The sequence below is a fragment of the Pseudomonas sp. NEEL19 genome (assembly GCF_028751975.1).
Classification (GTDB): Bacteria; Pseudomonadota; Gammaproteobacteria; order Pseudomonadales; family Pseudomonadaceae; genus Aquipseudomonas; species Aquipseudomonas juntendi.
This window is the reverse complement of record NZ_CP081491.1, coordinates 5,140,992-5,157,597: the sequence shown is the minus strand read 5'-3', so window position 1 is coordinate 5,157,597 and position 16,606 is coordinate 5,140,992. Positions and strand designations below refer to the sequence as shown.

The 16,606-nt window shown below is 63.8% G+C and carries 18 protein-coding genes; 8 read left to right on the top strand and 10 right to left on the bottom strand.

What is annotated here, in order from left to right; genetic code table 11:
- The first annotated feature begins 81 nt into the window (after positions 1 to 81).
- The gene (locus K4A76_RS22915) at positions 82 to 2,094 is read left to right on the top strand and encodes a DUF4034 domain-containing protein (RefSeq protein ID WP_274411218.1); all 2,013 of its coding nucleotides are present in this window, start codon (positions 82 to 84) and stop codon (positions 2,092 to 2,094) included.
- A gap of 23 nt (positions 2,095 to 2,117) precedes the next feature.
- Here K4A76_RS22915 and K4A76_RS22910 read toward each other — a convergent pair whose 3' ends face one another.
- Entirely contained in the window at positions 2,118 to 2,384 is a 267-nt protein-coding gene (locus K4A76_RS22910) for an accessory factor UbiK family protein (protein WP_009681642.1), read from the bottom strand.
- Between the two features lie 384 nt (positions 2,385 to 2,768).
- On the opposite strand from K4A76_RS22910, the gene glnK reads away from it, so the two are divergent.
- The 3 genes from glnK to sutA all read left to right on the top strand — a co-directional run bounded on the left by glnK (position 2,769) and on the right by sutA (position 5,246).
- Complete coding sequence (glnK, locus tag K4A76_RS22905; RefSeq protein ID WP_002555808.1) at positions 2,769 to 3,107, top strand: P-II family nitrogen regulator; 339 nt, start codon at positions 2,769 to 2,771, stop codon at positions 3,105 to 3,107.
- Positions 3,108 to 3,153: 46 nt separating this feature from the next.
- The gene (locus tag K4A76_RS22900) at positions 3,154 to 4,485 is read left to right on the top strand and encodes an ammonium transporter (RefSeq protein ID WP_029887805.1); all 1,332 of its coding nucleotides are present in this window, start codon (positions 3,154 to 3,156) and stop codon (positions 4,483 to 4,485) included.
- 431 nt (positions 4,486 to 4,916) lie between these two features.
- Positions 4,917 to 5,246: a transcriptional regulator SutA gene (gene sutA, locus K4A76_RS22895; RefSeq protein ID WP_009681644.1), complete on the top strand. Its 330-nt coding sequence runs from the start codon at positions 4,917 to 4,919 to the stop codon at positions 5,244 to 5,246.
- Positions 5,247 to 5,409: 163 nt separating this feature from the next.
- Here sutA and K4A76_RS22890 read toward each other — a convergent pair whose 3' ends face one another.
- Genes K4A76_RS22890 through lptM form a run of 6 tightly spaced genes read right to left on the bottom strand, consistent with a single transcriptional unit; the run spans position 5,410 to position 10,036 of the window.
- The gene (locus K4A76_RS22890; protein ID WP_054911898.1) at positions 5,410 to 6,105 is read right to left on the bottom strand and encodes an HAD family hydrolase; all 696 of its coding nucleotides are present in this window, start codon (positions 6,103 to 6,105) and stop codon (positions 5,410 to 5,412) included.
- Entirely contained in the window at positions 6,102 to 7,001 is a 900-nt protein-coding gene (gene xerC / locus K4A76_RS22885; protein WP_054905171.1) for a tyrosine recombinase XerC, read from the bottom strand. Before xerC ends, K4A76_RS22890 begins: the two co-directional genes overlap by 4 nt.
- Positions 7,001 to 7,711 carry a DUF484 family protein gene (locus tag K4A76_RS22880; protein ID WP_009681647.1) on the bottom strand — a complete coding sequence of 237 codons (711 nt, stop codon included), beginning with the start codon at positions 7,709 to 7,711 and terminating at the stop codon, positions 7,001 to 7,003. Before K4A76_RS22880 ends, xerC begins: the two co-directional genes overlap by 1 nt.
- Before the next feature lie 13 nt (positions 7,712 to 7,724).
- On the bottom strand, positions 7,725 to 8,555 hold the full coding sequence (dapF, locus tag K4A76_RS22875) for a diaminopimelate epimerase (protein WP_009681648.1): 831 nt from the start codon (positions 8,553 to 8,555) through the stop codon (positions 7,725 to 7,727).
- Between the two features lie 4 nt (positions 8,556 to 8,559).
- Positions 8,560 to 9,807: a diaminopimelate decarboxylase gene (gene lysA / locus K4A76_RS22870; RefSeq protein ID WP_274411215.1), complete on the bottom strand. Its 1,248-nt coding sequence runs from the start codon at positions 9,805 to 9,807 to the stop codon at positions 8,560 to 8,562.
- A 10-nt stretch (positions 9,808 to 9,817) separates the two neighbouring features.
- A complete protein-coding gene (gene lptM, locus K4A76_RS22865) occupies positions 9,818 to 10,036 on the bottom strand; it encodes an LPS translocon maturation chaperone LptM (protein ID WP_212623321.1) in 219 nt (72 codons plus the stop codon).
- Positions 10,037 to 10,286: 250 nt separating this feature from the next.
- On the opposite strand from lptM, the gene cyaY reads away from it, so the two are divergent.
- The 3 genes from cyaY (at position 10,287) to rnk (ending at position 11,402) form a co-directional block, all read left to right on the top strand.
- Complete coding sequence (cyaY, locus tag K4A76_RS22860) at positions 10,287 to 10,619, top strand: iron donor protein CyaY (protein WP_274411212.1); 333 nt, start codon at positions 10,287 to 10,289, stop codon at positions 10,617 to 10,619.
- 1 nt (position 10,620) lies between these two features.
- Positions 10,621 to 10,845: a DUF1289 domain-containing protein gene (locus K4A76_RS22855; RefSeq protein WP_009681652.1), complete on the top strand. Its 225-nt coding sequence runs from the start codon at positions 10,621 to 10,623 to the stop codon at positions 10,843 to 10,845.
- Positions 10,846 to 10,991: 146 nt separating this feature from the next.
- The gene (gene rnk / locus K4A76_RS22850) at positions 10,992 to 11,402 is read left to right on the top strand and encodes a nucleoside diphosphate kinase regulator (RefSeq protein ID WP_274411210.1); all 411 of its coding nucleotides are present in this window, start codon (positions 10,992 to 10,994) and stop codon (positions 11,400 to 11,402) included.
- Between the two features lie 39 nt (positions 11,403 to 11,441).
- Here rnk and K4A76_RS22845 read toward each other — a convergent pair whose 3' ends face one another.
- Positions 11,442 to 14,291 carry a class I adenylate cyclase gene (locus K4A76_RS22845; RefSeq protein WP_274411208.1) on the bottom strand — a complete coding sequence of 950 codons (2,850 nt, stop codon included), beginning with the start codon at positions 14,289 to 14,291 and terminating at the stop codon, positions 11,442 to 11,444.
- 168 nt (positions 14,292 to 14,459) lie between these two features.
- Here K4A76_RS22845 and K4A76_RS22840 point away from each other — a divergent pair, with 168 nt between their 5' ends.
- Positions 14,460 to 14,912 (top strand): YaiI/YqxD family protein, encoded by a 453-nt coding sequence (locus K4A76_RS22840; RefSeq protein ID WP_009681655.1) that lies wholly within the window; start codon positions 14,460 to 14,462, stop codon positions 14,910 to 14,912.
- Between the two features lie 80 nt (positions 14,913 to 14,992).
- Here the strand turns inward: K4A76_RS22840 and elbB are convergent, their stop codons facing one another.
- A complete protein-coding gene (gene elbB / locus K4A76_RS22835; protein WP_274411205.1) occupies positions 14,993 to 15,652 on the bottom strand; it encodes an isoprenoid biosynthesis glyoxalase ElbB in 660 nt (219 codons plus the stop codon).
- A gap of 187 nt (positions 15,653 to 15,839) precedes the next feature.
- Complete coding sequence (locus K4A76_RS22830; RefSeq protein ID WP_009681657.1) at positions 15,840 to 16,442, bottom strand: DedA family protein; 603 nt, start codon at positions 16,440 to 16,442, stop codon at positions 15,840 to 15,842.
- Positions 16,443 to 16,606 lie beyond the last annotated feature (164 nt).

Genomic DNA, 16,606 nt, shown 5'->3' with positions numbered 1-16,606 from the left:
ATGGCTTAGTGTAGTTGGGCAACTGCAGTTGCCATGGAATGGCACTGTCCCTTCTTCCAAATGGACTTGAGGAATTGCTCCGTGCAAACGCTCACCCACACTCACCAGGTAATCCGCGAACTGGTGCAGGCCCGCGCATTCGTTGAACTCACCCGTTTTTTCGACCGCCTCGAGGCGCAGTGGTATCAGGCGCCGCCCGGCGAGTTTCCGGCCTACTTGGCGGCCCTGGAAGGCCACATGTTCGCCGACCTCGACAACCAGGGCGACAAAGCCCCGAGCCAGGTGCTCAAAGCCTGGGTCGATGCCTGCCCCAAGGCTTACCACCCGCACGTGGTAATGGGCATGCACTGCTTCCACCGCGCTTGCCGGGTACAGGCTGATGGCCAACCCAACGCTGCGCGTATGCTGGCCGTAGGGCAGATATGCGAAACCGCGACTGCGCACCTGCTGCAGGCCCTGGAGCGTTCGGCGCAACCGCTGGCAGCGGCCATCGGCATGCTGCGCGTCAGTGCGCAGTTGCGCGAGCCTGGCTGGTTGGCCGAGTTGTTCAACGGGCGGCCTGCGCGCTATCGGCCCAGTGCCCATGCCGACGTGGAGGTGCAGGAAGCCGCCGCGCCGCTGTTGGTCAGGCATGGGGTGCAACCGCTGGCGGAACTGCCAAGCAGCTTGCCCGCGTGCCTGGCCAAGCGGACCTACCAGGACACCCAGGACCCGCGTTACTACTGGCTCCGCCACGCCCTGGACCTGCGCCCCGGTTGCTTCGAAGCCATCCAGGCCCTGGCTATCTACCTGTTGCCGCGGTCGGGCGCCGGTGCCGATGCGCTTGAACTGTTGGCCAGCGGCCCGTTGTGCGCCAGTTGGGACGAGCGCCTGCGTAACGCCTTGCGCTGGATGGCCGTCGAAGAACAGCTACTGTTGCCGGCTGCCGACCAGTTGCAGGCCGTGGCCACCTGGCAGCAGTTGTTCGACGCCTGGGCACAGCGCCCGCTGAGGCCAAGGGAGCGCGCAGTACTGCTGGCCTGGCGGGGGGCGTTGCGCTGTACTGCATTGCACGATCAGGCCGGCGCGATTGGCGACTTTGCCGCGAGCCTGGCATGCAATGCCGATCATGGAGCCATCGGGGCCATGGGCGAGCCGTTCCGTTGCCTGGCCGAGCTGATACTGCGCGACGGCCTGGCGGATCAGCAGCAGTTGCTGCGCCGCGCCCTCGAGCGCCTGTGCGACGGGCGCTGCCATGCGGGCGCATGTGCCTTGCGCGCCGCAGGGCACTGCTTTGGTCTGTGGGGGCTGCCACGCTCGGCCGAGCAGGCCCGGGCATGGTCGCAGCGGGCGGTGAAACGCCAGCTGGCAGGCCATGCGCCGGGGTTCACAGTGCTTGCGGCGGCGCGCCTGCTGTTGGCTGCCAACCGCCATGAAGTGGCCGTCTACCTGTATGAGCGTTGTGCCGAACTGAACCTGCCGGGGGCAGCCCTTGGCTTGTATGACTTGTACTGTGGTGGCCAGGCGAATACCCCGCAGGAGTACATTGATCGCCAGGCCGCTGAACATTGGCTACGGCGCGCAGTGGCAGCCGGCAGCCGCCGGGCCAAATACAAGCTGGCGTGCCTGCGCATGAAGGGTGGCGAGGACCTCAGCGAGCGCAGCGCCATGCTGGCCGTCAGGCACCTGCTGGTCGACGCGCTGGGCGATGCCCAAACCAATGCCCGCGCGCGTTTGCATCTGGGCATCCTGTTGCGCCAGTTCGGCAACTCTCGGGAGCGGGCCGAGGCTGTGGCGTACCTGTTGAGCCTGGTCGAGCACCCTGACCTGGGAATTGCCGCACGCGCCAGTGCCGAGCTGGGACTGGCCTGGATGCAGGGGCGGGGCACCCGCAAGCAAAGCCGCTTTGCCGCCATCGAATGGGCCAACCGTGCGGCCAGCTTGCAGCCGGCAGACGCCACCATCGCGCGTATCCAGGCCCAGATACTCAACTCGCACAACCGGCTGAAAACAGTGTTCACCCAATGTGGCGCAGCGCTGTTGCGCGGCACCCTGCATGCCAGTGAGCTACCGCCCAGGCCGCCTGAGCTGAACGCCCTGCGGGTTTCCGCCTGACGTGTGGCAGCAGCAGGGCTGGTTCAGTCCTGCTGGGCAGTAGGGGCCAGCCGCGCTTCCAGCTCTGCTACCTGTTGCTCCAGGGCCTCAAGGCGTGCACGGGTGCGCGCCAGCACGACCATCTGGCTGTCGAATTCGTCACGGCTGACCAGGTCCAGTTTGCTGAACGCCCCTTGCATCAGCACTTTGAACTGGCTTTCCAGTTCGGCGCGAGGCTGTGCGGTATCGCTGCTGAACAGGCGCGAGGCCTGGTCGCTCAGGGCATCGAGAAGGGCTTTGGGCGCGAGCATGGGGCTTTCCATTGAAACTGAGAAATGGCCAGCAGTGTAGCACGCACGCACATGGGCCTTTCTTTCACAGACGCTCGCGCGGTACTGCACGTTTTTCGAGCAGCAGCCCCCGCCCTAGCGCACCGAAACTGTGCATGATCTGCATGCTGGCGACTGGCCAATCCTGACTAAATCACATAACTCGCTGTTTTTCGTGGCTTTGGCGGAACTGGCAAGGTTTCTGCAAAGACCAGTTCGAGCCATGCACTGATGCAGTTCCTTGTGACCAGGCAGTGCGCACGCGGAGCCGGATGCCGACGACGCGTTACAAAGCCAACCGCTGCGCTTAGACTTGAGACGGGTTTGTTTTCCTGGGGCAAGTCCACCAAATCGGGAGAGAGTTTCATGAAGCTAGTCACAGCCATCATCAAGCCGTTCAAGCTGGACGACGTGCGCGAGTCACTGTCGGAAATCGGCGTGCAGGGTATCACCGTCACCGAAGTCAAAGGTTTCGGTCGCCAGAAGGGCCACACCGAGCTGTACCGCGGTGCTGAGTATGTGGTCGATTTCCTGCCCAAGGTGAAGATCGATGTCGCCATCGATGACAAGGACCTTGATCGGGTAATCGAAGCCATCACCAAGGCAGCCAACACCGGCAAGATCGGTGACGGCAAGATTTTCGTGGTGAATCTGGAGCAGGCGATCCGTATCCGTACCGGCGAAACCGATACCGACGCGATCTAAGCAACAACAAAGCCTCACCAAACCCAAAGCCCCAGGAGAAAACAACATGACTCTGCGTAAGATCGCAGGGCTAGGAGCCCTATTGTCCCTCGTAACCCCCGGGCTCGCCCTGGCAGAGGAAGCTGCCCCAGCGCTGAACTCCGGCGACACCGCCTGGATGCTGACCGCGACGGCGCTGGTGCTGTTCATGACCATTCCGGGCCTGGCCCTGTTCTATGGCGGCATGGTGCGTTCCAAGAACGTGCTGTCGGTGATGATGCAGTGCTTTGCAATCACCGGCCTTATGAGCATTCTCTGGGTCGTCTACGGCTATAGCATGGCCTTCGATACCGCCGGTATGGAAAAAGGCGTACTCAATTTCAATTCGTTCGTTGGCGGCTTCTCCAAGGCCTTCCTCAGCGGTGTCACGCCTGAGAGCCTGACTTCGGCCACTGCGCTGTTCCCTGAAGCGGTGTTCATCACCTTCCAGATGACCTTCGCCATCATCACCCCGGCGCTGATCGTCGGTGCCTTCGCCGAGCGCATGAAGTTCTCCGCGATGCTGGTGTTCATGGGTATCTGGTTCACCCTGGTATACGCGCCAATCGCGCACATGGTGTGGAGCGGTGACGGTGCACTGATGTGGGACTGGGGCGTACTGGACTTCGCTGGCGGCACCGTGGTGCACATCAACGCAGGTATCGCCGGCCTGGTCTGCTGCCTGGTACTGGGCAAGCGCAAAGGCTACCCGACCACCCCGATGGCGCCCCACAATCTGGGCTACACCCTGATGGGCGCGGCCATGCTGTGGATCGGCTGGTTCGGCTTCAACGCGGGTTCTGCTGCAGCGGCCAACGGCACCGCCGGCATGGCCATGCTGGTGACCCAGATCGCCACCGCCGCTGCGGCACTGGGCTGGATGTTCGCCGAGTGGATCGGCCACGGCAAGCCGAGCGCCCTGGGCATCGCTTCGGGTGTGGTTGCCGGCCTGGTCGCCATCACCCCGGCCGCGGGTACCGTGGGCCCCATGGGTGCCCTGGTAATCGGCCTGGCTTCGGGTGTGATCTGCTACTTCTGCGCCACCACCCTCAAGCGCAAGCTGGGCTATGACGACTCGCTGGACGCCTTCGGTGTTCACGGTGTGGGCGGCATCATCGGCGCCATCCTCACCGGCGTGTTCGCAGCCCCGGCACTGGGCGGCTTCGGTACTGTCACCGACATCGGCATGCAGGTCTGGGTACAGGCCAAAGGCGTGATCTTCACCGTGGTCTACACCGCCATCGTCACCTACGTGATTCTCAAGGTGCTGGACCTGGTGATGGGCCTGCGGGTCAACGAAGAAGAAGAGTCGGTCGGTCTCGACCTGGCTCAGCACAACGAGCGCGGCTACAACCTGTAACTGCGACGCGGTAAAAACTTGCCCGGCTTGCCGGGCATTTTTTTGCCAGATTTTTAACATTTCCCGCTCGGCAAACGGTTTATCCGGCACGTTCGCGACGTAGGCAAAAAACTTACAAGTCGTAGGGCATTTATGGTGCTTTGCTTTTTCTACCGGCGCGCTAGAATGCGCGCCGAAGGGTGTTTGGCAAGCAGTCCGCGCACTTCAATCAGCCTTTGCTAGGCTTGCCAATAGCGAGTGGCCAGCAGGGGCTAATGGATTTGTCAGGTTCTGCCAGGAGCAGGGCCTGCTGGGTACCGCCTCCCATCAGGAGCGCCGGCCCCAAGGGCAGTGGCCTAACCCACGGCCAGTTGAATTTTCACCGGTAGCTGCCGGTCTACGGCTGCACTGGTCTATAACTAACCTGCTTTTCGCAAGTCATGAGGTAGAACATGAGCGACGACGATCTGGAAAATGATGACCTCGAAGTAGGTGACGAAGACGAGGGCGATGAAGGCCTCGAAGCGGCGGCTGATGACGGCGTCGAAGACGCTGGCGATGACGACAGCAGCCCGGCACCCGCTGCCAAGGGCAAATCCAAGGCGGCAGTCTCGGTAGACGAGATGCCGAGCATGGAAGCCAAGCAGAAAGAGCGTGATGCACTGGCCAAGGCGATGGAAGAATTTCTGTCGCGCGGTGGCAAGGTGCAGGAAGTCGAGGCCAACGTGGTCGCCGACCCGCCCAAGAAGCCGGACAACAAGTACGGCAGCCGCCCTATCTGAGTGGCTGATCGTCAAGAAGCCCGCCGTCGCTGCGGGCTTTTTTGTGCCTGTGCCGGCCTCTTCGCGGGCACGCCCGCGCCCACAGGTTCACCACAGGTCTTGGGACCTGCACGGTCCCTGTGGGAGCGGGCGTGCCCGCGAATGGGCCGCAAAGCGGCCCCTGTCAGCGCCAGCGCGCAAGCACGTCGGGCAGCTGCGACAGGCGCTGAATCTCGGCATCCGGGGCCTGCTCACCCGCCCAGGCCTTGCCCTGCGGGTTGAACCACACCGCGCGCAGCCCGGCGCGCTGGGCACCGGCAATGTCATCCGCCGGGTGATCACCAATGTGCACCGCCGCACCGGCGTCCACCTCACCACGCCGCAAGGCCTCCAAAAACGGCGCCGGGTCCGGCTTGCCAATGCCCAGGTCCTCGGCACACAGGGCAAAGCGGAAGTAATCCGCCAGCCCCAGCCGGCTGACGTCGGCATTGCCATTGGTGACAACGCCCAGGGTGTACTGATGCCGCAGGATCTCCAGCACTGGCTGCACCTCGGGGAAGATCTGCACCTGGTGGCGAGCATGCAGGAACACCTCGAAGCCTTCATTGGCCAGGTCCTGTGCGTGTTTCTCGCTGTAGCCGACTTCTTCCAGGGCATGGAACAGTACCCGCCGGCGCAGGGCACTGATGCGGTGTTTCAGGCCGGGCTCGGCCTGCACCAGGCGTTCGCGGATGGCGAACAGGTGTTCCACCGGCACCCCGCCCAGGAGGGGGGCGTTGGCTTCGAGCCAGTCGCGCAGCACGACTTCCGCACTGGCAATCACTGGCGCGGTGTCCCACAGGGTGTCGTCGAGGTCGAAGGTGATCAGCTTGATGCTCATGAGTCTGTGCCTTTGCTGCGTTTGGCCCGGGGGTGGGCGCTGTCGTACACCGCCGCCAGGTGCTGGAAGTCCAGATGGGTATAGATTTGCGTGGTGCTGATGTCGGCATGGCCGAGCATCTCTTGCACTGCGCGCAGGTCCTGGGACGATTCCAGCACATGGCTGGCGAAGGAATGGCGGAGCATGTGCGGGTGCAGGTGTTGGCCCAGTTCACGTTCACCCACGGCCTTGACCCGCTGCTGTACGGTACGGGGGCTGATGCGGTTGCCCTGGCGGGTGATGAACACGGCGCGGTCGCGCGGGTTGCCGATGCCGCGCAGGCGGTACCATTCCTTCAGCGCTTCGCGGGCCTTGCGGCCGACCGGTAGCACCCGCGCCTTGCCACCTTTGCCCAGTACCTGCACCAGGCCGGCGGCAAGGTCCAGGTGATCCAGGTCGAGGTTGGTCAGCTCAGACAGGCGCAGGCCCGAGGAATAGAACAGCTCCAGCATGGCCTGGTCACGGCGGGCAATGAAGTCGTCGTCCACGCCGCCATCGAGTAGCTGCAGCGCACGGTCGGTGTCCAGCACCTTGGGTAGCTTGCGCTCGCCCTTGGGGGCGCTCAAGCCGGCGGCAGGGTCGTGCTGGCACAGGCCTTCGCGGTTCAGGTAACGGTACAGGCCGCGTACAGCGGACAGCAGCCGCGCCAGGCTGCGCGAGGCCTGACCATGGTGATGCAGGCGGGCGACCAGCTGACGCAACTGCTGAATCTGCAGCGCTTGCCAGTCGGCAATACCGTGCTCCTTGCAATAGGCAATGACCTTGTCCAGGTCGCGACGGTAGCCCAGCAAGGTGTGCTCCGACACCTGGCGCTCACTGCGCAGGTGTGCGCAATAAGCCTCCAGCTGGCGTTCCATCAGCGTACCGAACGCAGGGTCTGGGTCACCCGTGGCACGACACGGCCGAGCACTTCGGCGATGTAGCCGAGGAACAGCGTGCCGACGCTGCTCTTGTAGTGTTGCGGGTCTCGGCTACCGATTGCCAGCACCCCATGCAACCCCTGGTACTCCAGCGCGGCCACGGCGCTGGAGCCGACCTCGCGGCGCTGTTCCTCGCCGAACAGGAAGGCCAGTTCATGTTCGCGCAGGTTGCCGCTGACCGTCTTGCCACCGCCCAACAGGGCACCGATGGCCTGTTGGGCCTCGGCATTGCTGACCCAGCGCCCCACGGGGGCAACGTTGTCACCGAACAGGATCAGGCTGACAAAGGGCACCTGAAACTCCTGGCGCAGGCTGTCTTCGACGGCCATGACCACTTCTTCCAGGCTACCGGCATCAAGCAGGTCGAGGATCAGCCGGCGCGTCTTGTCGAACAGCCGGTCGTTGTCACGGGCCACGTCCATCAGTTGTGACAGGCGGTGGCGCATCTCGATGTTGCGGTCGCGCAGCAGCTTGAGCTGGCGCTCGACCAGCGACACGCTGTCGCCGCGCTGGTGCGGAATACGCTGCTCGATCAGCAACTCGTCGTGCTCGCTGAAGAAGGTAGGGTGGGCGCGCAGGTAGGCGACCACCGCCTCGGCATCGAGCTCGGCGGACTGCTGGGGTACAACCTTGGGCTGATCGGTCATGGCGGTTACTCGCTTAGAGACGAACCTGTCCTTCGTAGACGCGTACGGCCGGGCCGGTCATCACCACGGGCTTGCCGGGGCCGGCCCATTCGATGTGCAGGCGGCCACCTGGCAGGTCGAGGGATACCGGGGAGTCCATCCAGCCCTGGCTGATCGCCGCCACGGCGGCGGCGCAGGCGCCGGTGCCGCAGGCCTGGGTTTCGCCCGCGCCGCGTTCCCACACGCGCAGGTTGGCCCGGTGGCGGTCGATGACCTGGAGGAAGCCGGCATTCACCCGCTGCGGGAAGCGTGGGTGGTTTTCGATCTTCGGGCCCAGTTCATGCACGGGGGCAGTACGCACGTCGTCGACACGCAGCACGGCATGCGGGTTACCCATGGACACGGCGGCAATCGAATGCAATTGCCCGTCGACTTCCAGTGGGTAGTTCAGCGCCTGCGCGTCGGCGACGAAGGGTATTTCGGCAGGGGTGAAGCGCGGCGGGCCCATGTCGACACTCACCTGGCCGTCGTTTTGCACGTCCAGCACGATGATGCCGCTCTTGGTTTCCACGCGGATGCGTTTTTTCGCGGTCAGGCGCTTGTCCAGCACGAAACGGGCGAAGCAGCGCGCACCGTTGCCGCACTGCTCCACTTCAGAGCCGTCGGCATTGAAGATACGGTAGCGGAAGTCCACTTCCGGGTTGTTCGGCGCCTCGACGATCAGCAACTGGTCGAAGCCGATGCCGGTGTGGCGGTCACCCCATTGCTTGGCGTGCTTGGGCTGGATGTGGGCGTGCTGGCTGACCAGGTCCAGGACCATGAAGTCGTTGCCCAGCCCATGCATCTTGGTAAAACGCAGTAGCATGGGCTTACTCCGGCAGCAGGCTTTCGCCAGCGTACAGTTCGGCGATGGTCTCGCGGCGGCGTACTTCGAACGCCTGGTCACCGTCAACCAGGATTTCGGCGCATCTACCACGGGTGTTGTAGTTGGAGCTCATGACAAAACCATAGGCGCCCGCCGACTCCACAGCCAGCAAATCACCTTCGGCCAGGTCGAGGGCGCGGTCCTTGCCGAGGAAGTCGCCGGTCTCGCAGATCGGCCCGACCAGGTCATAGGCACGGCCTTCACCGCCACGCGGCTTGACCGCACTGACGCCCATCCAGGCCTGGTACAAGGCCGGGCGGATCAGGTCGTTCATCGCCGCATCGATGATGGCGAAGTCCTTGTGCTCGGTGTGCTTGAGGTATTCCACGCGGGTCAGCAACACGCCGGCATTGGCCACGATATAGCGGCCAGGCTCGAACACCAGGGCCAGGTCGCGGTCGCCAACGCGCTCGCGGATGGCCTTGATGTAGTCGGCCACCAACGGCGGCTGTTCGTCACGGTAGCGCACCCCGACCCCGCCGCCCAGGTCCAGGTGGCGCAGGTGAATGCCGCACTCGGCCAGGCGGTCGACCAGCACCAGCAGGCGGTCGAGCGCGTCGAGGAACGGGTCGATGGTGGTCAGCTGGGAGCCGATGTGGCAGTCGACACCGACCACTTCAAGGTTCGGCAACTGCGCCGCACGCACGTAGATGGCTTCGGCGTCGGCAATGGCGATGCCGAACTTGTTTTCTTTAAGGCCAGTGGAGATGTAAGGGTGGGTACCGGCGTCCACGTCCGGGTTGACCCGCAGCGATACCGGGGCAACCTTGCCCATTTCGGCGGCCACCACCTGCAGGCGCTCCAGCTCGTCAGTGGACTCCACGTTGAAGCAGTGCACACCCACTTCCAGGGCGCGGCGCATGTCTTCGCGGGTTTTCCCCACGCCGGAGAACACCACGCGGTCGGCGCGGCCACCGGCCGCCAGCACACGCTCCAGCTCGCCGCCGGAGACAATGTCGAAACCTGCACCCAGGCGTGCCAGCACGTTCAGCACGCCGAGGTTGGAGTTGGCCTTGACCGCAAAGCACACCAGGTGCTCGGCGCCTTGCAGGGCGTCGGTGTAGCTGCGGTACTGGGCCTCGATGTGAGCGCGCGAGTACACGTAGGTAGGCGTGCCATGGCGTTCGGCGATGGCCGACAGGGCTACACCCTCCGCGAACAGCTCGCCGTCGCGGTAGTTGAAAGCGTTCATCTGGTTTCCTTTACTGCGCAGGCGACTGCTCGGGCTCGGGCTCGGACTCGGGCGCTGGCGGCTGCTCCTGGACCGCGGTCGGCTTGGCTTTCGACGAGTGCTGGTGCGACTTGTGCGCTTTAGCGTTATCGCCGTCGTCCGGCAGATACAGCGGGCCTTTCTGGCCGCAGGCCGAAACGAGGCAGGCAACAGCGACCAGCGCCGCGAAGGAGGAAATCAGGCGCTTCATGGGTGAAATCCTTAGAAAATGCAGTATTGCGCCCGAGTATACCGAGCGACCGGCGGCTTGCCTATGCAAGGGCCGGTCCGCCGGGCGGGCAGCAGACGCGGCAAGCTTCAAGCTTCAAGCGGCAAGAAAAAGCGATCGGGTGTAGGCTGGGCTTTTTCTTGCGGCTTGTAGCTAGCAGCTTGCGGCTGGCGCGTTGCGCCCGTATCTTCCCCGGCTTGCCTGTAATGCCGCCAATTTCGAGGTTCCTGCAATGAGTTTGAGTGAAGCGCGTTTCCACGATCTGGTCGACGCGACCCAACAGGCCCTGGAAGACCTGTTCGACGAGAGTGGCCTGGACCTGGACATGGAGAATTCCGCTGGCGTGCTCACCGTCAAGTTCGAAGGCGGCACCCAGCTGATCTTCAGCCGTCAGGAGCCGCTGCGCCAACTGTGGCTGGCTGACCGTTCCGGTGGTTTCCACTTCGACTATGACGAAGAGACTAAAAAGTGGGTCTGCGAAAAGAGCGAAGAGCTGCTGGGCGAAATGCTCGAGCGCATCGTCTGGGAGCGGGCTGGCGAGAAGCTGGACTTCGACGAGATCTGACATGAGCAGCGCCCAGCCACGGCCACCCAAGCCGTTGTACAGCAACGTCAGCCCCGCGGTGCCATCACCCTGCATCAGCGTCTGCCGGCTCGACGAGCAGCGTGTCTGCACCGGTTGCCACCGGCATGTCGAGCATATTCGCGAGTGGCGCTCGGCCGATGACGAGCGGCGCCGGCAGATCTGCCGCGAGGCACAGGTCCTGCGTGCGCAGGCAAAGGCACACTGACCGCAGGGGCTTGAGTATTTGCCCGGCTGTGGTAGTGTCGGGTTCTGCGTCGGTGACGCCAAAGCCTTTTCAAACCCCGCCCTTGGGCGGGGTTTTGCTTTATCTGTGCATTGAAAATTGCCTGTTCAAAGGAGTCTGACTGGATCATGAGCACCAAGCCTTCCCTTATCCTCACCCGATTGGACGTACAGCGTCTGGAGCGTCTGATCGAGAGCCTCGACGAGAGTACGCCGGGTGTGTTCGCCCTGCAGGAGGAGCTGGACCGTGCCGCACAGGTCGTCGGTCATGAGGAAGTACCCGCAGGCGTGGTGACCATGAACTCGCGCGTGCACTGCCGTGAGGAAGCCAGCGGCAAGGACTACCACCTGACCCTGGTGTACCCGAAGGATGCCGGGGGGGAAGGCAAGGTTTCGGTGCTGGCGCCAATTGGCTGCGCTTTGCTGGGGTTGTCGGTGGGTGAACAGATCGACTGGCCGGCGCCGGGGGGCAAGACCCTCAAGCTGAAACTGCTGGAAGTCGAGTACCAGCCTGAAGCGGCGGGTGATTTCGACCTCTGAGGCCTGGGCCGCCATGCGGCCCATGTTGGAGCAGCCCGGTCATTGGCACAGCACCTGCTCCAACCCCTCGTTCAATGCCTGCTCCAGCACCCGCTTGTAGCTCAGGTAAACCTGCGTTGCCCCCAGCCGGTCATCCAGCAGCTCGGACAAATCCAGGTCGGTGATATAGCACCGGTACTTCCCGGCCCCGCGCCGCTGGCCGATGATCTGCCGCGCCACTACCGCATACAGCTGCGGCCCATGCTCCAGCTCGGAAAACTCCTGCTGGTCGCAGTACAGCGTCACATGCGCAGCCCCCCCTACACCGGCCTGGATGATGGCCTGCACTTCATAGTAAGGCTGGTCACTGCCCTCCAGCGGCGGCAGCCGCGGTTCGACGCTGCGGGCCTTGCCCGGGCCGCCAGGCAGTAGCTGCGCGTACTGGATCTCCAGAGCCGCCTGCCCAAGGTCATCCAGCGGCAGGCGGGCCTCGCGGCGCATCACCACCGAGCGCAAAAAGCGCTGCAGCGGCAACAGCAGGTGAGCCTCGTCATGCAGCGGCAGGCGTTGTTGCCATAACGCGTTGCATTCATCCAGCACATACAGCTCGGCCCATTCGTCCTGCAGGCGGTAGAACACTTGGATGCACGCCGGTCGACCCTGTTCCAGGACCAGGCGCAGGTCGTAGTCCTGCAGGGCATTGGCGTCCAGGTACAACGGGCTGTAGACGCTGCGCTCTTCGCCCAGGTAGGCCAGCAGGGCATCGTGGTCGGCCAGGGTGCTCAGGCTGACATGCCCCGGTTGCAGCTCCAGCACATGGGTGTGTTGGGCGACCTGTAGCAGGTAGCGGTGATGCAGGCCCTGGGCTTGCAACAGCTGCACGGTGTCGAAGATCTCTTCCACCCGTTGGCTGATGGCCTGTGCGCGGCTCGGGCAGAAGCAATGCACCCGTACCCGCGGCCGGTGGCCATGCGCCACCGGGCTGTTGAGAAAGTCACGCAGGCAGCGCACCAGCGCGTGTTCGCCGTCAAAGCGCTGAACCAGCACTTCGTTCCAGCTGTTCAGGGTGACCTGGTCCAAGGTCAGCACCAGGTTCTCCCGCACCCCGGCATAGCTCAGTGAGTCGGTGCGCTCGGTGGTCATCAGGATGTTCAGGTCGCGGTGGTGGCGCAGTGGGTCGATGGCCACGTTGACCAGTAGCAGCACTTCATCGGCAACGCTGGGTTGCAGCAGGCGCACCTCACTCACGGTCGGCAAGGGCAGGGGGATGCATTGCTGCAGGCAACCGAGCAGGTTGACCAGCTCGAACTCGCTCAGGTCACTGACACCCGGGTGCAGCGCCAAGCGCGTGCCGCTGTCGATGACCCCGTTGCGATGGGCCCAGGCCAGCAGCTCCAGCAGCTCGCGGCAGCGTTTTATCGGGTTGAAGTACTCGATGTCGTGCGGGCTCAGGTTGCCGCTGTACAGTTCCCAGTGGTAGCTCCCCGGTTCCTTGCGGTTAGGTAACTGAGCCAGGGTGAGGGTGTCTTCGGCGAGGTCCGGGGCGATACCCGGGTTGATCACCTCGACCTTGCCGGCACGGCGCTCGAAGGCTGCATACAGGCGCCTGCCCAGCACGTTGAGGTCGCGTTGGTCGGCGCGGCTGCTGGCGTTTCGCGTGCGTGCGAACTGGCCAAGGAAGCGATAGCTGTGGTTCAGCTCGGCTACCAGTTCGCGGCGCTCCACGGCAACCTGCTGGACTTTCCATTGGCTGCGGCTGTCCAGTATCGCCAGCTGCCGCTCATCCCACCCCCACTGGTCAGCCAGGCGCTGAAGCAAACGGCGCTGCCAGCCATTGCTACGGTTCTGGTCGCTGAGCTTCTTGTTCACCTTCAGGTACAGGCTGCGCCGTACCCGTTCCAGGCGCACAGGCTCGCCCTTTTGCAGCAGGTAGCGTTCGATGCGCCGGTAGACCATGACATACGGGTCCAGCTCGTCCAGGTCCAGCTGGTTGGCGAACACTGCCTGCTTGTAGTCCAGGCTCAGGCAGCGCACGCCAGGGTATTCACTGGCGTAGGCCTCGGTCAGCAGCAGTTTGAGCAGCGACTTGTAGGGTGAGTCGATGCCTTTGAACAGTTGCCACAGGCCGGCACCAATGAACTCGCCGGGTGGAATGTGCGCCAGGTTGCCCAGGTCGAGCACATCCTGGCTGCGGATAAAACGCTTGGCCAGCAGGGTCTGGGTATAGGCCTGGTAATTGCCTTCTTCGTAGACCGGCACCAGCCACCACAGCGGCGTACGCCCGGCCAGCCACACGGTTGTGCGGTAGAACTCGTCCAGCAGCAGGTAATGCTGGGTAGTCCCGCAATTGTCTGAGCCAAGCTGACCATCACGCTGGCCCTGGGCAAACCCTTGGGTGTCGATCAGGAAAAAGTGTGCCTCTGCGCCCAGGCTGGCCGCCCAGGTTTCCAGCAGTTGGCACTTGCGGCGCAGCTCTTCGAGCAACGGCTCGGGCAAGCCGGGGGCGTGGCATACCCATACGTCCATGTCGCTGTGCTCGGCCTGCGCCAGCGAGCCCAGGCTGCCCATCAGGAACAGGCCGTGAATCGGCCGTGGCGGGTTGCCGTGCTGGGCCTTGTAGGTGAATGAGCGGGCCAGGCGCTGGGCTTCTGCGACCAGTTCGCTACCGGGCTCGTAGCCCGAGACGCCTGCGGGGGTGCTGCCCGAGACGTAACCCGGCAATAGCGGGTGGTTCACGTGAAACAGCAAGGGCAACAGCAGCAGCACTTGTTGCTGACGTGTCGACAGGCCCTCCATTGCCCGCTGCAGCCGAGCCTGGTTCAGGTGCAGGAAACGCGCGCGCAGTGTCGCCAGGACTTTGCGGTCGATGCCTTGGTCCAGGTCGGGGCGGATTTCGTGGGGGTGGTTCATTGCGCGCTCGGGCAGGCCAGTGAAGCTGTGGCGAGTTTAGCCTGAGTAACAGGGGCGGATAAGCGCTAATTGGAATATTGGCGCCATTTTCCCAACGCGCCGGCCGGTTCCGGCTTTTGCCGTGCATGAGGCATCATGAGCACATTGAGCTGATGAAGAGATTATCCGATGCGTGTATGGATCGATGCCGATGCCTGCCCCAAGGCAGCCAAGGATCTGATCGTCAAGTTCGCCCTCAAACGCAAGTTCGAGGTGGTGATGGTGGCGGGCCAGGCAGTGGCCAGGCCTGCGTTTGCGATCGTGCGGTTGATCGTGGTGCCCAGTGGCATGGATGCGGCCGACGATTATCTGGTCGAGCATGCCGTGCCGGGCGAGCTGGTGATCTGTAGTGACGTGCCGTTGGCCGACCGCCTGGTCAAGAAGGGCGTGGCAGTGCTGGACCCACGCGGGCGCGAGTTCGACGAGCGCAACATGGGTGATCGGCTGGCCGCGCGCAACCTGTTCACCGATTTGCGCGAGCAGGGCCAGGTCGGGGGAGGGCAGGCGGCTTATGGGGAGCGCGACAAGCAGGCGTTCGCCAATGCGCTGGACCGGATCATTTCGCGACTATCGAGGGCCTGAAGTGTAACGCGGCCCTTTCGCGACACAAGGCCGCTCCTACAAAGGGCCGCGCGGGATTCTGGGCTTCGCGTGGGCGGGCCTTACTCGTGGGTCAGCTCCAGCACCCGGTCCACCAGCTTGTTGATGCCACCAGCCGCCTCGCTGATCGACTTGGCCTCCATGTAAGCCGGGGTCGTCACCAGCTTGCGTTGGGTATCTTCGACAATGTCGTGCACGTCGCATTCTTCATGGGTGCCGCCCATCTTCACCACTGCCGCCGCAGTATCCGCGTCGCTGCCAATGGTGCAGACCACCCCCGGCCCGTAGATCTTCGCCGCCAGTGCCGGCGAAATGCAGATCAGGCCAACCGGCTTGCAGGCAGCGGCAAAGGCTTCGGCCAGGGCCAGCACGTCTGGGTTGACGCTGCAGTTGGCGCCTTCCACGGCGAAGTTGGACAGGTTCTTCGCCGCCCCGAAGCCACCCGGCACGATCAGCGCATCGAAGTCTTGGGCCTTGGCCTCGCGGATGTCCTTGACCTCGCCCCGGGCAATGCGCGCCGATTCCACCAGCACGTTGCGCGACTCGGGCATCTCCTCGCCGGTGAGGTGGTTGATCACATGCATCTGCGCAATGTTCGGCGCGAAGCACTGCACTTGCGCGCCGCGCTGGTCCAGGCGCAGCAGGGTGATCACGCTTTCGTGAATTTCGGCGCCGTCGTACACGCCACAGCCGGAAAGAACCACCGCTACTTTCTTAGTCATGTTTGAAGCTCCAGTGTTGTGTCGCGCCTGGGAGATCGAGCGCTGCCTGCGCGGCGCATTGCGAGCGGGCGCTCGCCGGGTTGGTTTTCAGGGCCAGTCATGCTTGTGACAGGCGCGCGGCTGCCTTGTTCGTCCGGCAACCCGACACGCTGTGTGCAACCCGATGCGCCGCACTGGCGCCTCGGGGTCATTGCTGGTCGCGCTGTTCGCCCGCCGCCTGGGCGGCGGCCTTGCGCTCTGCGCGCAGGGCACGGAAGCGACGGCGCAGCCACAACAGCACGCCCAGCCCCAGCAGGGCGGCCAACACCCATAGTTCGTACCGCTTGACGTTGCCCAGCAGGCCTTCGAGGATGGCGCCGAAGTGATAGGCCGCCGCACCCAGGGCAATGGCCCAGATCGCTGCGCCAATGCCGTTCAGCAGCAGGTAGCGGCGTGGCGGATAGCCCGACAGGCCAATGGCCACGGGCATGACCGTGCGCAGGCCGTAGACGAAGCGGAAACTCAGTACCCAGATGTCGGGGTGGCGGCGAATGTGGGCCAGCGCCCGGTCGCCCATCGCCTGCCAGCGCGGCTTGCGGGCCAGAATCTTGCGGCCGTGGCGCCGGCCCATGAAATACCACAACTGGTCGCCGGCATAGCTGCCGAAGAACGCCACCAGGCACACCAGGTTGATGTCCATGTAACCGCGGAATGCAAGGAATCCTGCAAGCACCAGGATGGTCTCGCCTTCGAAGAAGGTGCCTAGAAAAAGGGCAAAGTAGCCGAAATCCTGCAGGAATTGTTGAAGCATTTTCTGAGGTGCTGGCGAAATGAACGCGCAGCCTACCCCTTCGCGGGCATTCGGGAAAGTGTCCAAATGTGTCTCCACATGAACAATTCCTACACCACATTGCCATAGCCACGCGTCATGGCTTGCCCTGCCATGTCACACAGGCGTCATAATGGGCGCTTATC

Bases quoted from the DNA above. Each gene is read 5' to 3' on its own strand.
- xerC (WP_054905171.1), bottom strand. From the start codon at position 7,001: ATGGAACGCCAGCTGGAGGCTTATTGCGCACACCTGCGCAGTGAGCGC.
- lptM (WP_212623321.1), bottom strand. From the start codon at position 10,036: ATGAAGCGCCTGATTTCCTCCTTCGCGGCGCTGGTCGCTGTTGCCTGC.
- K4A76_RS22840 (WP_009681655.1), top strand. From the start codon at position 14,460: ATGCGTGTATGGATCGATGCCGATGCCTGCCCCAAGGCAGCCAAGGAT.
- sutA (WP_009681644.1), top strand. From the start codon at position 4,917: ATGAGCGACGACGATCTGGAAAATGATGACCTCGAAGTAGGTGACGAA.
- K4A76_RS22900 (WP_029887805.1), top strand. From the start codon at position 3,154: ATGACTCTGCGTAAGATCGCAGGGCTAGGAGCCCTATTGTCCCTCGTA.
- K4A76_RS22890 (WP_054911898.1), bottom strand. From the start codon at position 6,105: ATGAGCATCAAGCTGATCACCTTCGACCTCGACGACACCCTGTGGGAC.
- K4A76_RS22910 (WP_009681642.1), bottom strand. From the start codon at position 2,384: ATGCTCGCGCCCAAAGCCCTTCTCGATGCCCTGAGCGACCAGGCCTCG.
- glnK (WP_002555808.1), top strand. From the start codon at position 2,769: ATGAAGCTAGTCACAGCCATCATCAAGCCGTTCAAGCTGGACGACGTG.
- elbB (WP_274411205.1), bottom strand. From the start codon at position 15,652: ATGACTAAGAAAGTAGCGGTGGTTCTTTCCGGCTGTGGCGTGTACGAC.
- K4A76_RS22830 (WP_009681657.1), bottom strand. From the start codon at position 16,442: ATGCTTCAACAATTCCTGCAGGATTTCGGCTACTTTGCCCTTTTTCTA.
- cyaY (WP_274411212.1), top strand. From the start codon at position 10,287: ATGAGTTTGAGTGAAGCGCGTTTCCACGATCTGGTCGACGCGACCCAA.
- K4A76_RS22845 (WP_274411208.1), bottom strand. From the start codon at position 14,291: ATGAACCACCCCCACGAAATCCGCCCCGACCTGGACCAAGGCATCGAC.
- lysA (WP_274411215.1), bottom strand. From the start codon at position 9,807: ATGAACGCTTTCAACTACCGCGACGGCGAGCTGTTCGCGGAGGGTGTA.
- dapF (WP_009681648.1), bottom strand. From the start codon at position 8,555: ATGCTACTGCGTTTTACCAAGATGCATGGGCTGGGCAACGACTTCATG.
- rnk (WP_274411210.1), top strand. From the start codon at position 10,992: ATGAGCACCAAGCCTTCCCTTATCCTCACCCGATTGGACGTACAGCGT.
- K4A76_RS22880 (WP_009681647.1), bottom strand. From the start codon at position 7,711: ATGACCGATCAGCCCAAGGTTGTACCCCAGCAGTCCGCCGAGCTCGAT.
- K4A76_RS22855 (WP_009681652.1), top strand. From the start codon at position 10,621: ATGAGCAGCGCCCAGCCACGGCCACCCAAGCCGTTGTACAGCAACGTC.